Source organism: Candidatus Electronema sp. JM, assembly GCF_048287415.1.
GTDB lineage: Bacteria > Desulfobacterota > Desulfobulbia > Desulfobulbales > Desulfobulbaceae > Electronema.
Genome location: NZ_JBLWEN010000035.1, coordinates 1 through 14,874 on the forward strand (window position 1 = coordinate 1; position 14,874 = coordinate 14,874).

Here is a 14,874-nt window from a genome sequence, read left to right on the forward strand (position 1 = left end):
GCTGCGCCTACACGCCGAACGCGGGCTACACGGGCACGGACAGCTACACTTATCAGGTCTGCCTGGCTAATCCCAACCAGAGCGTCTGCGACACGGCCACGGTGACGATAACTGTTCCTTCCAATCCCACCTACGCCCTGATTAGCTCCTTCAAGGCATACCTTGATGAGCAGAACCGTGTGGTGCTGGAGTGGACGACCGATAGCGAAACCGGAACCATCGGTTTCGTGCTGGAACGTCTGAATGAGAAAACTGGCGGTTACGAGGCTGTTTCTGAACTGCTGCCAGGTACGCTGAATCCGCCAATGGGCGGCACCTACCGCTATGTGGATGCCAGCGCGGTTCCGGGAAAACAACACACCTACCGTGTGATTGAAGAGGCAGTGAATGCGCAAGGTACTGTCGCTGGGCCATTCACGGTCAAACCTGAGCAGCGGCTGCCAGTCAGCAAAGCGATGGCTGCGGATAGCTCAGTTGCCGGATACAGTCTTGCCCGAAAGGAAGTTGCGGATAAGCAGCTAGAAAAGTTTGCGGCGATGGCGCAGGTGGAGCAGACGCTGGCTGTGCAGAAGAAAAGCAAGACCGGCAATCTGCTCAAGCTGGCTGTCGCCAAAGACGGCTTGGTGCGGCTGACTGCTGACGAGCTGGCTGCTGCCGCAGGCATGAAAAAACAGCAGGCAGTGCAGCATCTGAAGGCGAAAAAATGCTTGGTGACGGCGCAGGGCAAACCCGTGCCAGTGCTGTTCTCCGCCAATGGAGCCGCGCTCTGGTTCTACGGCCAAGCTCCGAAACGGAATGACATCGGACAGATGGTCTATTGGATCGAGCTGGGCAAAAAAGGTCTCACGATGGATGTTGCGCCGCAGGCTGTCGGTGAAGGCCGGGCTGTCACCGAGCCGTCTTTTGCTGATCGGGCAAGAGCGGAAGAAAATCACATGCCATTCCATCTCTATATCAACAAACCAGTGAGAGATTTCTGGGCATGGGAATATCTCTTTGCCTCAAGAAAAGAGGCGACGACGACCCATTTTGTCACTACCCCTGATTTCACCGGCAGCGGTGACGCGGAGTTGACAGTTAATCTGGTCAATATTTCCAGCCGCAAAACTGGCGATAAGGCACCGTACAAGGTTTCTCTCGTCTTTAATGGCACCGCTCTTGGCGGAGCTGAAATAGCTGAAACCGGCGATTGGCAGATTCGTAAAGCAGTTCCGGCCAATCTACTCAAGGCCAGCAATGAAGTAAAGATTGTTTCTCAGCTCAACAGCGGTGTAGCGTATTCTCTGATTTATCTCGACTCCATTGAGGTGGCGTATCAACGTAACTATCAGGCGCAGCAGGGAGAGCTGATGTTCGGCAGTGGTCAGTCCAATCGTGTGAACGTGGGTGGATTCAGCGGCAGCACAGTGCTGGCTCTGGATATCACGCATCCAGATAATCCGGTGCGAGTGCGGACGGAATTACGCCAAGATCAGAATGGCGGACAGACAGCGGTTGTGGCAACTAAGCCTGATCACCGATATTTTGTGACCGAAAACATCAGTCCGGCTGCTGGAGCATTGACCGTTGACAGAGCGTCCAGCTTGCGCAGCACTGCGAACAAGGCGGATTATCTGATCATCAGCCCGCTGCATCTCCTTGATTCGGCCAAACGGCTGGCTGAGTACCGCAAAGGCCAAGGGCTGACCGCGATGGCGGTTGACATCGAAGATGTGCAGGATGAGTTCAGCAGCGGTCTGGCAGCCCCGGAAGCGGTGCATGATTTCTTGGCCTATGTTTACGCCAAGTGGGAACGTGCGCCAAAATTCGTCGTCTTGATCGGCGATGGCTCTTATGACTACAAGAATTATCTCGTCAAAGGAGAGGGGTATCCCAATAATGGCTGGCCGCTGGTGCCCAGCGTATTGGTGCAGACCCCGGATGGCTTCTTCCCCAGCGACAGCGCATTGGCTGATGTGGTCGGCAATGACGGTGTGCCAGAATTTGCCGTAGGCAGAATTCCAGTGTTTGACAAAACTGCGCTGGAGCGGTATATAGATAAAGTGATCAGATACGAGCAGTCTCCTCATGCTGGCAGCAAGACGCTGACCATCATGAATGACAAGTCTGATCCGGCGGCAGGCGATTTCAAAGCCAGTGCCGATCAGGTGGTCGGCTTGATGCCGGAACAGATTACGGTTAAACGTCTTGATGTTGACACTCTCGGCAACACGACGGCGAGCAGTCAGCTTAAAACGTCCATGCGGCAAGGGACTGGCATCGTGCATTATATTGGCCACAGTTCGTTGATCGGCTGGGGCAGGAGCAATGCCCTTCTGACCGCAGATGACATCAAAAAGATGTCAGACCCGGTTGGCCCGCCCGCCTTGATGGTCAGCATGAGCTGTTCGTCGGCCAGCTTTGGCTATCCGCTCTTGAACAGTCTTGGTGAGAGCGCAGTGCTGCGGGCAGATGGAGGAGCAGCGGTTTTCTTCGGCGCAACAGGGCTGTCACGGAATTATCTTGCCGACATTATGGCAGAAGGTTTCTACCGCAGTTTGTTCAGCGAGGAGCAGCCGACGGTCGGCGAGGCGGTGGTGCAAGGCAAGCAGGCATATGTGAAGGAGAAAAAAGGCGCAGATGTTTATATCCTTGATATCTATAACCTGCTTGGTGATCCAGCAGTGCGGATGCCGACACAGCAACAGTGAGTTCAAGTGCCGCCGCTCCAAGCAGCAGCAAGGTGCGGCGCAGATTAGAGGAGCGTGGAATGGGCGTGCAGTTGAATGATGTGTTTCGTCAGGCTGACAATATCGTCACCCGCAAGGTGATGGATGAAACCCTGCTGGTGCCGACATCTGGCGAGCTGGCCTCAATGGACAATCTTTACACTTTGAACGAGACCGGGGCGTTCATTTGGCAGGCGTTGGACGGCACCCGCAGCTTGGCTGAAATTAGCGATATGCTGGAACAGCAGTACGATGCCCCTGCTGATGTGATTGCGTCGGATTTACTGGAAATAGCTGACGGTTTGGCGGAGGCGGGGTTGATTGCGGCGGCTGATATCAATCTATGAAAAAACAGGAGAGGGAGACCATGCAAGAGGAGATTCAGCCGTCGGAGACGAGGCAAGAAAAGCGGCTTTACGAAAAGCCAGCAATAGTTGCGGTTCAGTTGTTTGCGGATATGGTTTTAAACGATTGCAGTTCTAATACATGCAATATACCTGATGCTAGTTACAGCTCAATAGGTTAATTCTTTTCAAGAAAATTGGATATTGAATCTTTAGATTGCCTCGGTCGTGAATCAAATGACATAGCCCGCTATCTTGCCAAGGCGGCTGAGGCTCGTGTTCCGTTGGCTGTTTCGTTTGAGTTGACCCGACGGTGCAGTTTCTGTTGTGTTCATTGTTATCTAGGAGATCAGGAGTATATCCGCAAAGATAAGCATCAAGAGCTGGACACAGCAGCAGTCATTAACCTGTTCGATGTGCTGGTTGCTTCAGGGGTACTTTTCCTGACGATCACCGGTGGTGATCCGATGATCCGCCCAGACTTTGTAGAGATTTACCGTTACGCTGTCCGCAGCGGCCTGTTGGTGACAGTGTTCTGTAACGGTTCGTTAGTGACGGATGAGATTGTCAGTGTCTTTGTCGAATATCCGCCACGTGCGGTGGAAGTGACGCTGTACGGTGCCAGCCAAGATACTTTTGAGGCTGTGACACAGACAGCAGGTTCTTATGCCGCCTGCATGAAAGGTGTTGAGCGGCTGCGTCAGGCCAATGTGCGGCTGCGGCTGAAAACAATGGTGCTGACCGTGAATCAGGCGGACTTGGCCGCGCTCTGGCAGCAGGCAGATGAAATGGGTGTGCAGTTCCGGCATGATTGCTCAATCATTCCGGCGGTAGCTAACGGCGATAACGGCAATCGCAGTAATGCTGGTGCAACGTTGCGTGACACCTTGCGTTTCCGCCTTGCGCCGGAACAGGCGGCGGCGGCGGATTTGAGCATTAGCAAGGTGGCTGAAAAATTACGGGAGCGGATGTGCATAACTGCACCAGCAGAGCCGTCCACCAAGCTCTATCGCTGCGGCGCAGGCAAGTCATCCTGCCACATCACGCCGTATGGAAAAATGCAGCCCTGCTTGATCACGCTTCAGCCGTCTTTTGACATTACTGAAGGCAAAGAGGCGTTTCAGGCGGCATGGCAGAGCATTAGCAGACTGATTTCTGAGCAAGAAGCGGGAGCTGAATTTTTCTGCAACCGCTGCAAAGACAGGCCGCTGTGCACAGCTTGTCCGAGTAATTGTGCAGCAGAAACAGGTAATGCGGAACAGGCAGCAGATTTTTATTGTCAATATGCCGCCAATCGTAAACAACAGATAACAGTATAACGTGCAATCATGAAAGAACAGAAATTTGAATTAAAAGAAGATAGTATTCCGCAAAAAAAGTCGTATGAAAAACCTGAGTTCAGCGCAGTAGCATTATTTGCGGATCAAGTGTTGGGGGGGTGTCTAATTGGCATTAGTTCTGGTTGTAGTGATTCCGATCCGTCTAAAAACGCCTGAATAAAAGAATACGTGCTATCCATTATAATTGGCGGATTATCGGTTAGGACTGTAGAATATTGCAGTTTACATCAATTATCTGCAAAAGAAGACTGGCAGCATTCTTTTGATTACTTTTCAACTGAGCATTTTTTACCACTTCATGGTGAAGTCTATATTACTTTCAGTTTATTGCGAAAAGAATTTTCTTGTCAAACAGACAAGATTATATTTTTTAATCGTCGTTCTTTTTTTTTAAAAACATCAGACAGTACTTTTCAGTTGCTTCATTTTACTGAAGATGGAAATAGCCTTCTATGGTGTCTTGATATTGATGCTGAGTTCAGTAGCTTTAATTACAAGCTGTCACAAAAAGCAACCTCTGTAGACAGCGAACTGTACGAGCTGGTCTTCAACCGTTTCCTCCTTCAGCACACCTTCATCAATCACCACGGTCTGATCATTCACGCAGCAGGCGGTTCCATCAACGGCAAAGGCATGGTCTTTCCCGCTGTCTCTGGCACTGGCAAGTCAACCCTCAGCCATTTGCTGTTGCCGCATCCTGAAAATCAGCTTTTCAGCGAAGAGCGGATCATTATGCGGCGATTGGATGATAGTTGGCATCTCTGGGGCACTCCATGGAAAGGCTCAGGAGTGATTGCCCGCAATGAGTCGGCGCCCCTGTCCGCTTTAGTTTTTCTCAGCCAAGCCCAAGAAACAAAAATTTCAAAACTGCCGCCCTCTGCTGCCCTTCGCCGCCTGCTGGAGACTGTCTCCATTCCGTGGTACAGCCAAGAATGGACTGACAAGGGGCTTGCTGTCTGCGAATCCCTGCTGCGGGCCATTCCAGCGTATGAATTGGCGTTTCGTCCAGATCAGACTGCGGTGCAGGCCGTCGCAGAGCTGGCCGCTTCGCTCGACTGAGCGAGCATGAAGCCTCTCGCCGCCACGCCTGTCATCGGCATTCGTGAGCCGGGTGCCCTTGACCTTGTGCACACCTTGCTGCGGCAAGGCCTGACCGTGCACATCCGGGTTTCCGGCAGCTCCATGCGCCCGTTGCTTCAAGGCGGCGAACTGGTGGAGGTAGCCCCTTTGAGACAGGCAAGTCCCCGTCTCGGTGACATCCTTTTTATCCGCAGCAGCCGAAACACGCCGCTCATTCACCGGCTGATTTGGCGGCGCAGCCGAAACGGCGTGCCGCAGCTGCTGACCAAAGGTGATGCCTGCGCTGGATTTGACGGTTTTATTCCTGCGTTACAGGTGTTAGGCCGTGTTGAGCGTATTTTTTTTCCCGATAAAAACAATGAGGTGATATCCCTTCTTGCTCCTGTCATGCGGCTGCGCGCAGTGCTGATGGTCAGCCGAATTCTGTTCTCCTGTCTTGGAAAAAAAATAAGTTCTCAAAGGGGAAAAGGCTTATGCCCGCCAACGAGATAATTTCTTTGCAGTTTTTGTGTTTTCTATCTTATATTGAGAACAGCCAGTTATAATTTTTTGTGAATTTTTTACGGAGAATCTAACATGAGACCTCAAGCGGAGCACATCCTGTTACGAAAGGCAGCCATGTTGTTGTTTGCCTTTTTATTTTTTTTTCGCCCTACCATTGCGACGGCCCAAACAGCGGCGGGCACAATAACAGGCACCGTAAAGGCAGCGGATACGCAAGCTTTGCTACAGAATTTGGCAGTAGGCGTATATCGTGCTGACAATGCAACTACCCTTGTGAAAGCCGTACGGACAAACACGGTTGGTGTCTTTACGCTGACAGGCTTGACTACAGGAAATTATAAAGTGCGTTTTTTCCCCATCGGGATTAATTATATCGGTGGATGGTACAAAAGCAATACTTCCTCGCCCGCTTCTGTGGTCGAGGAATTTGGCAATGGCGATGTCATCACCTTGACTTCATCAGCTGGAGCAAATTTAGGCGAGACGCAGCTCAATGTTGGTCTGACAATTACAGGTAAAGTGACCCAAGCCCCTGCACCTGCCACCGGCATTCCAGGAGTTTATGTACAGGCATATCTTGAAGACGGCATAACATGGGTGAGGACTTCAGACGCAGCGACTACAACTGGAGGCGACTACACAATCAGCGGATTAAGAGCAGGCAACTACAAGGTGCGTTTTTGGGCCTATCAAACTGAATATACTACCGTATGGTATTCTAATGCTGTGTCGGCCGCCCCGACGAACACCGTCTATAGTGCAGATCAGGCGACTTCCGTTGCAGCGGGGGGAACTGGCACCACCAACGGTCAACTTGCCACTGGCGGCAGCATTTCCGGTACAGTATATAAGGCAGGTAATGTGCCAGTTGTCGGCGCATTGATCTCTGTATATGACTCTTCTTATACTTTCAGAGGATTCACGACTTCTGGCAATGGAGGAATATATCAGGTTCAAGGGCTTCCGGTTCCTGGGACGTATTTCGTGCAGTTTTACGAAAAATTTATCAATAATATTGGAACTGGTTTGACTGAATGGTATCAAGATGCTTCCAATATTAGTGATTCGAAAATAAAATCTGTTGATATCACAACGGGTTCCTCTGGCATTGATGCTGTGCTTGATCGCGGGCCTATTTCTGGTAAAGTCAGTGACAGTACAGGCCTGCCTCTTTCAGGAGTATCCGTTACAATATATGACAGCAGTAAGCAAACAGTGACCTCTGTTGTGACTGACGCACAAGGTCAATATAGTACAGGAGAACTTCAAGCAGGGGACTACAAGGTACAATTTTCTCCTCTCTCATGGTACGCCAACAAAACTAACTTCACTGAGGCGACTTCCGTTCCTGCGGGATCTTCCGGCGTAAACGGTATATTCAAACCGTTCAACTTCGCCCATATTTACAATGTGCTGCTGTTGAAAAAACGGTGTTCAGATGCAAATGGCACTTCTATGCCATGCAACTGTTTTGAGGCCGACGGAACACCAGCGTATTGTCCTGGACAATAGTCGAGAAAGCTGTTAAGCACAATAAGTGCGGACAAAATAAATTTTGTCCGCACTTGTTTTTTCATCTATCTTGAAAAGAGTTATGAAGAGTTACCATAAAGAACTTTGGTTTGACATCCAAGAGCGGCGTGCGTTCATCAATATCACACCGAAAGTTGAGAAATGTTTGGCTGAATCTGACATCAAAGAAGGCTTATGTTTGGTCAACGCCATGCACATCACCGCCTCTGTTTTCATCAATGATAATGAATCTGGCCTGCATCATGATTATGAAGTATGGCTGGAGAAGCTCGCCCCTCATGCCCCGACTAATCAATATCGCCACAATGGCTATGAAGATAATGCCGATGCCCATCTGAAACGGCAGGTCATGGGCCGGGAAGCCGTGATTGCGGTCACTGCGGGCAAGCTGCACTTCGGGCCGTGGGAGCAGATATTCTACGGTGAATTTGACGGACGGCGCAAAAAACGCGTGCTGGTGAAAATCATCGGCGAATGACCGCCTGCTTCTGTTTTTTCTGTCCATCTGCGCCGCGTTGTTTTATTGTATAGGCGGGAGAGCAAGGAAGAAGCGCGAATAAGGAGATTCGGCTTTTTCTGGGACAAAAAAATCAGGAGGGGGAGAGTAATGTTTGTGAAAAGCAAGGCGGGCGATCAAATGCCGACCTGCCTGGATAGCGGCTTGATGGTGCTGATGTGGCTAAAACTGCGGGTTCAGCGTTCTCCAGCTTTAGAGAACTCTGAGTTGTTTTCTTTCTGAACCGCATCTATCACGCCATCATGAGGACTGAAAAGGTTGTTTGGCGCGGCCTGCCCGCGCTGCTGTCTGTATTTTTTCTCTGTAGCTTGAGCTTGCCATATGCTGCTGAGGCAAATCTGCTGCTGGTGCCAAATCAGTATCCCAGCATCAGCGCAGCGATTGCCGCAGCCGCGTCTGGTGATACTGTGCGGGTTGCTGAAGGCATGTATGCTGAAAATATCATGCTCCGGCCCGGCATGAAATTGGAAGGCGGCTGGAATACCAGCTTCACTGAGCGTGATTCCAGCAAATACGGCTCGATCATCAATGGTAGCACTCGCGGCGGCTATGTGATCTTTGCTGCCGACAACGCCTCCATAGACGGCTTCACCATCACCGGCGGCAGTCCGCCGTTCATTATGCCTGATGCTGATGTCGGGCCGGGCGTGTATTGCGATTCCGCCGCTCTTTCAATCAGCGGCTGCCTGATCACTGGCAACAATGCCGCTGGAATTTATGCCCGAAATTGCAAACTCACTGTCACCGCCAACATTCTCGCTCTTAATGGCAAGGCGGGAATTTTTTTGGAAGACAACAGTTCAGCAGTGATCCGGGGCAATTTGATCACCCGCAACAACTGGGCTGGCATCAATATTGGCGGCGAGCGGCCTTCGCAGGTGGAAGTGGTCGGCAATGCCATCCACACGAATAAAAAAGCTGGTGTCAACGCGGCATTAGGCACAGGCCGGGTTGTCAACAACCTGATCTACAGCAACGGCGAGGCCGGAGTGCGCTGCGGTCAGACCGCAATGCAGCTTGTCAACAACACCATCGCCAACAACGGCTTGGCCGGAATTTCTGTGGCTGAGTCATCAGGAACAGCTCCGCAGGCTGGCAAAGAGCGGCCTCAGCCGGAAATTAAAAACAACATTGTCGCGGGCAACGGCGAGGCAGGCATCAAATCGTTCGGCAGCGGCTACAGTTACAATCTGCTGTACGCCAACAACCGGGCCGATGGTTTCTATCCTGACTATTTGTGGTATATCCGTTTGCAATTCGGCGGCTACGAAGATCAGGCCACGCTGGAGAAAAGCAAAAATATGCTTGGCGATCCGCTTTTTGTCAATCCGTCCCAGCACGATTATCACCTGCGGCCTGGTTCGCCCGCCATTGACCACGGCGATCCGGCGGCACAATTCAACGACCGGCATTTCGGGCCGTCTCTTGGCGCGGACATCAACGACATGGGAGCCTATGGCGGGCCAGAGGCGACAGCGGAGAACAGGCCGCCCAATCAGCCGCCGAAAGCGCAGATTGAGGCACTCAAAACTCCGGTTTATGCCGGAGACAAGGTGACGCTGAATGGCGCGGTCAGTCTTGATCCGAATGGCGATGAACTTCGCTGGGATTGGCGGCTGACTGGCAGGCCGCCGCAGAGCGCCGCCTCATTGCAGCCGCAGAAAGACGGCACCTGCACTTTCACAGCGGATAAAGGCGGGCAATATGCTGTCCAGCTTACCGTCGCAGATCGCTGGGGGCTGCGCAGCGCACCGATCACGTTGAACATCACGGCAGACCCGGATAAACCGCCAGAGGCGAAAATCACCAAAGCGGAAGAGCCGGTCAGTGTCGGCGAAACCGTCACGCTGACAGCGTATGACAAAAACAAGCAGAATGGCAGCGAGCTGACCTATCGTTGGACATTGGCCCGCAAACCTGCGGCCAGCCAAGCGACGCTCTCCGCCCCTGCCGCAGAGCGGCCTGCCTTTGTTGCCGATGCGCCGGGCTGCTACACCGTCCAGCTGTCTGTCGGCAATGGCAAAAAAATCAGCGAGCCGGACAGCGCGTATTTCTGCACGAAGCAAAGCCGAGTCCCAGGCAAAAGATCAGTGCCGGACGAATATCCTACCATCCAAACTGCGATTGACGCAGCAGAGGACGGTGAGGATATTATTGTTCAAGCCGGAACCTACAAAGAGAATATCGTGATTGACAAGGCGGTCAATCTGATTGGCGTGGGCAATCCGGTGATTGACGGCGGCGGCAAAACTGGCGATCAAGCGACGGTGCTGATTGTCTATCTCGACAATAAAGCGACCGGACGGGTGCAGGGCTTCACCGTAACCGGCGGCGGCGCAGGCCAATTTGGCCACGGCATCCAGATTCTTAACTGCTCACCGGAGATCGTTGACAACCGCATCACCGGCAACAAGCATGTGGGCGTGGGCATTCACGGGCAGAAAAAATTCACCGAGAACGCAAAAATCCACAACAACTACATCTATGACAATGCTGTCGGCGTGAGCAACGGCCTTGGCGCAGGCGGGACGATCTACAACAACAACATCTCCAACAACAAAGTCACTGGCATCGGTGTGCGCGGTTTGGCCACGCCGACCGTGAAATTGAACTCCATCACCGGCAATTACATCGGCATCGGCGTGCGTGAGGAAGCCTATCCAGTGATTGAAGGGAATGAAGTGCGCGATAATGTTGTCGGCATTGCGGTCAATCCCGGCGATGCCGCCGCCGCGCTGGCCGCTCCCGGCAGCAAGTTGAGCGTGCGCGGCAACACGGTCAGCGGCAACCGCCGTTCCGGCATTTTTATTTCTTCGCTGAACCGGAGCGATCTGTTTGTGCAGGGCAACACGGTCAGCGGCAACAGCACAGATGTCAACGCCAGCCGGATCGGCGGGATCGTCACTGGCTATCCGCATGAAGCCTTGGCAAAAATCTTCATGGATGGCAACACGGTCAGCGGCAACGGCGGCAGAGATGTCCAGCTTTACACGGAACTTGGCCCGTCAGCAGGGATGGTCGGCAGCTCTGCCGGGCGCAAGCCGTTTCAGATCAAATAAGTGGTCACCGGCAATTTTCCCCTGCAAGTCTTCTTGACAAATGCCTCTGCTTGCCGTATCTCATAGATATGAAGCTGCGGAGAGAATTTACAAGCGGCTGGGGATGCAGTATAATAGGCAGACAGTCGGGCGCGGTGTCCGGCGGCAGCGGACAAAGGATTGCTTTTTGTCCATAGTTTTTCATTATGAGGAGGAGGTAGGAAAATGAAAGGTATAAAGCTCGCGCTGGGGATAGCAGTTGCCGGTCTCTTGATCGCCGGGGCCGCATCCGCGCAGCAGGCGCAGCAACAACAGCAACAGCAAAACGGCGGATTTGATCAGCAAGCTATGCAGGCGATTCTTGCTTTGCAAAAGCAGATGGTTGATCAGAACTACCGTGCGATGCTGTTCAAACCGCAGATGATGAGCAAATACATGCAGGAGCGCGCTTCACAGAACTTTATGCAGAGCAAGATTCAGCCGGAAATGCTGATCAAAATGCGCGAGCAGATCAAACCGCTCCAGATGCAGATGATGGCGCAGAATGTCGGCGGCAGCGTGACCACTCAGAAGTGACAGCAAGGAGACCACAAATGAAGGCTATGAAGAAAACAGCCATAGGGTTTATTCTTGGAGCAGCAGCATTCGGTTGGGCAGCTTCGGCATCAGCCGCCGCGCCGGTTGATGATGCCAGCATGCAGATGATCAACAGCATGATTATGCAGATGCAGCAACAGACCATGGTTGATCTGTATCAGAAAATGCCGCCCAAAGATCAAATGCGTGGCCAGAAGATGCAGGATTTTTCCTCCAAGCTGCAATTGCAAAGCGTGATCCAGCCGGTGATGATGCAGAAGAATATCAATATCCTGAAGGCAGGATTCATGCAGGATATTCTTTCCCGTCCGATTCCTGTGCCGGGTTCGTGAGCTGAATTTGCACGTTTTTTTTCCTGCCGCCGGAGAAGCCTGCGCTTCACCGGCGTTGTCGTTTCCGCAGCCGCGCTTGACTGGATAGCTTGCTGTGTGCTACGGTATGATGTGCGGCATATTTCTTCACTATGAAAAAAAAGGGGGCGGAAATGAAGATGCTCAGAAAAAACGGCGCAAGTCTGCTGCCAGGAATGATTGCGGCTGGCCTGCTGCTATTAGCTGCGCCTGCGCGTTCAGTCGAGCTGAATCCAGAAATGCTCAAGACTGTTGACGAGATGGTGCGCAAAATGCAGCAGGAGACCATGCAGCAGCAGTATGCGGCCATGCCGGTCAAAAATGAGCTGCCGAACAGGATGATGAATTCCATCTACAACAACATGTTTCAGTATGGGCAAAACGCCTACCGGCCTGTCTTGCAGCCGCAGATGGTGCAGGCGGTGATCGGGCAGATGCGTCCGTGGAATTTTCCAAATCAATTCCAGCAGCAGATGATGCCGCAAATCGTCGCGCAAGTGAGCGGCCAGATCAAAGGTATCCAGCTTCAGCAGATGCAGCAGGGAATCATGGATGCATCCTTCCCGGCGGCGCAGCTACCGATGGGCCAGCAGAATGGAGCAGGGCAGGGCAAGTGATATTTTTTCCGCCATCCCTGTTCAGCAAGGCCGTGCCATTTGGAGATGGCGCGGCTTTTTTTTGTCCTCAACATGGAATTTTTAAAACCGGATTCAAAAAATTGTACGTCTTTTTCAAAAAGTTCTTGCAAAAAGACACGCAACGCGTTATCTATAGCCAAATATTACAATTTGATCTGGAGAGATGTCTGTCCGCGTGGTGCGGATGGATTTAACCAAGAGGAGGAGCGAAAGTGAGAAAAGCAGTCATTGGATTCACCTTAGGACTCGGTTTGGCGCTGGCTGGTTCAGCGATGGCCCAAATGGGTGCCCCGGTAGGCGGCCCGGCAGCAAACATGGCCAGCAGCATCGCTGCAAGCATGGCCAGTGGCATGATGCAGGGTGTGAATCAGCAGGTCAGCGGCAACGTGAAAATGGATACTCTGTTCTCATCTGAGGCCGATCAGGCTGCCTTGTCGTCTCAGCCGACCGTGCTTGACATCCGCCAGATGATTGAGCAGGCTGTGCAGAACATGCCCCAGCAGCAGCGTGATTCCTTGGCCCAGCAGCTGACCCAGCAGAACATCGGCATGATGCCGCAGGCTGCCGCTGCCAAGATCAGAGAGCAGGTGCGTCAGACCATTCTGCAAGACCGCTACAGAAACATCTCTGCAATGGCGCCGAATCTGTACCGGAGCAACATTCAGCCGCAAATGGTGCAGACCATTATCGGCAACATCAAACCGTGGGAGCTGCCGAACCGCTTCAAGAGCAAGATGATGCCGATGATCGTCGGCCAAGTCAGCACTCAGATCAAAACCCCGCAGATTGGTTATATGCAGGAAGGCATCCAAAGCTCCGGCTTCCCGAACGTGCCCGGCCTGCCTGGCGCGGGTTCTTCTTCTTCCGGGCCTAATGTTGGTGGCGGTTCGATGTTTCAGGTGAAGTAACGCGCTGCGCCGTCGTTATTTTTCTGGCAGGCATCTGACAGAGAAAACAGCGAAGCCGGAGGTGCTGGCGCATCTTCGGCTTTTGTTTTGCCGCAGCAGCAAGATGGACATTCCCAGAAAAAAATTTACAAACACAACGGAAGCTGCTACCTTACAGATGACACTTCATCTCCGCCTGCGGCAGATGAAGAAAAAGGGCAGGAGCAGAGATCAACAGCAAGGAGAGCAGAGATGAAAAAAACATTTCATGTCGCAGCATTGGGAGTAACGTTTGTTTGCCTGAGCGCAGCGTCCGGTTTTGCGCAATTGGGAGGCGGCCCCGCGCCGTTGCCAGGCGCAGGCAGCATGTCGGGCAGCAGTGCTGAACCGCTGCCAGGAGCTGGCGGAATGCCGGGTGTGGTGCCGAACGGCGGTATGGTTCAGCAGCAGTTCGCCATGCCGGTCAATCCCGGTTCTCTGGCCAATATGTACGGCAGCAGCAGCATGGGAGGAGGGTACCCGAGCAGCGGCGGGTATCCAAGCTCAAGCGGAAGTGTGAGTATGCCAATGCTGGATATGCGGCAGGTGGTGCAGCAGGGGATTCAGTCATTGCCGCAGCAGCAGCGGCAAAACGGCGCGATAGGGATGGCTAATCAAAACTTGTCCATGCTGCAGCAGAGCATGAGCAGCGGCATGTCGTCGCCGATCAATCAGATCAGAAACAGCGTCCGGGATTCAATCATGACCAACCGGGTCCGGGAGATTTCCCCGATGGGTCAGGCCACGTTCAGGCCGATGATTCAGCCCGGCGCAGTGCAGAGCATGATCAGCCAGATTCAGCCGTGGAATTTCCCCTACCGTTTCCAGAGCGCGATGATGCCTGCGATGATTCCAATGGTCAGCGCACCGATCAAGCAGCGGCAAATGTCCTATATGCAGCAGGGGATCATGAATTCCAACTTCCCCAATGTGCCGTTGCCGATGCCGATTTTTGGTTCTTCCAGCAGCGGCGGATATCCTTATCTTGATTATGGCACTGGAATGCCCGGCAATCAAGGCATGATCTATAATCAAGGCATGATGCCAGGCAATCAAGGTATGTTCTATAATCAAGGCATGATGCCGGGTGTTCAGGGCATGATGTCCAACATGCAGAACATGATGATGCCGAATATGCAGAACATGATGATGCAAAATATGATGCCGAGCATGATGCAGCAGAATATGCCATACGGCTCCGGTTACGGCTACTGATCAGCGACTGCTGCTGACCACGGCTGTCAGGCCGGAGGCGCGGGAAGCGTCTCCGGCTTTGTTGTTTTTCAGCAAAGGAATTGA

Annotated in this window: 15 protein-coding genes; all 15 read left to right on the plus strand. The window is 52.6% G+C overall.

The genetic code is table 11. From position 1 onward, the window contains the following. On the plus strand, positions 1–2,690 hold a 2,690-nt coding region (locus ACNKH6_RS07015; RefSeq protein ID WP_417914840.1), incomplete at its 5' end, for a C25 family cysteine peptidase. 32 nt (positions 2,691–2,722) lie between these two features. Further along, complete coding sequence (locus tag ACNKH6_RS07020; protein WP_417914841.1) at positions 2,723–3,055, plus strand: PqqD family protein; 333 nt, start codon at positions 2,723–2,725, stop codon at positions 3,053–3,055. A 299-nt stretch (positions 3,056–3,354) separates the two neighbouring features. Further along, positions 3,355–4,371 carry a radical SAM protein gene (locus ACNKH6_RS07025; RefSeq protein WP_417914940.1) on the plus strand — a complete coding sequence of 339 codons (1,017 nt, stop codon included), beginning with the start codon at positions 3,355–3,357 and terminating at the stop codon, positions 4,369–4,371. A gap of 9 nt (positions 4,372–4,380) precedes the next feature. Continuing rightward, positions 4,381–4,548 (plus strand): hypothetical protein, encoded by a 168-nt coding sequence (locus ACNKH6_RS07030; protein WP_417914842.1) that lies wholly within the window; start codon positions 4,381–4,383, stop codon positions 4,546–4,548. A gap of 12 nt (positions 4,549–4,560) precedes the next feature. Further along, positions 4,561–5,451: a hypothetical protein gene (locus ACNKH6_RS07035; RefSeq protein WP_417914843.1), complete on the plus strand. Its 891-nt coding sequence runs from the start codon at positions 4,561–4,563 to the stop codon at positions 5,449–5,451. 123 nt (positions 5,452–5,574) lie between these two features. Next, positions 5,575–5,964 (plus strand): hypothetical protein, encoded by a 390-nt coding sequence (locus ACNKH6_RS07040; RefSeq protein ID WP_417914844.1) that lies wholly within the window; start codon positions 5,575–5,577, stop codon positions 5,962–5,964. Between the two features lie 84 nt (positions 5,965–6,048). Further along, positions 6,049–7,488 (plus strand): MSCRAMM family protein, encoded by a 1,440-nt coding sequence (locus ACNKH6_RS07045; protein ID WP_417914845.1) that lies wholly within the window; start codon positions 6,049–6,051, stop codon positions 7,486–7,488. 82 nt (positions 7,489–7,570) lie between these two features. Then, complete coding sequence (locus ACNKH6_RS07050) at positions 7,571–7,987, plus strand: secondary thiamine-phosphate synthase enzyme YjbQ (protein WP_417914846.1); 417 nt, start codon at positions 7,571–7,573, stop codon at positions 7,985–7,987. 129 nt (positions 7,988–8,116) lie between these two features. After that, a complete protein-coding gene (locus ACNKH6_RS07055; protein ID WP_417914847.1) occupies positions 8,117–8,248 on the plus strand; it encodes a hypothetical protein in 132 nt (43 codons plus the stop codon). Between the two features lie 20 nt (positions 8,249–8,268). After that, positions 8,269–11,085: a right-handed parallel beta-helix repeat-containing protein gene (locus ACNKH6_RS07060; protein WP_417914848.1), complete on the plus strand. Its 2,817-nt coding sequence runs from the start codon at positions 8,269–8,271 to the stop codon at positions 11,083–11,085. A gap of 204 nt (positions 11,086–11,289) precedes the next feature. Next, positions 11,290–11,640: a hypothetical protein gene (locus ACNKH6_RS07065; RefSeq protein ID WP_417914849.1), complete on the plus strand. Its 351-nt coding sequence runs from the start codon at positions 11,290–11,292 to the stop codon at positions 11,638–11,640. Between the two features lie 17 nt (positions 11,641–11,657). Continuing rightward, the gene (locus ACNKH6_RS07070) at positions 11,658–11,993 is read left to right on the plus strand and encodes a hypothetical protein (protein ID WP_417914850.1); all 336 of its coding nucleotides are present in this window, start codon (positions 11,658–11,660) and stop codon (positions 11,991–11,993) included. 158 nt (positions 11,994–12,151) lie between these two features. Next, positions 12,152–12,628, plus strand: a complete 477-nt coding sequence (locus tag ACNKH6_RS07075; RefSeq protein ID WP_417914851.1) for a hypothetical protein — start codon at positions 12,152–12,154, stop codon at positions 12,626–12,628. Between the two features lie 233 nt (positions 12,629–12,861). Beyond that, positions 12,862–13,557, plus strand: a complete 696-nt coding sequence (locus ACNKH6_RS07080; RefSeq protein ID WP_417914852.1) for a hypothetical protein — start codon at positions 12,862–12,864, stop codon at positions 13,555–13,557. A gap of 231 nt (positions 13,558–13,788) precedes the next feature. Beyond that, entirely contained in the window at positions 13,789–14,790 is a 1,002-nt protein-coding gene (locus ACNKH6_RS07085; RefSeq protein ID WP_417914853.1) for a hypothetical protein, read from the plus strand. Positions 14,791–14,874 lie beyond the last annotated feature (84 nt).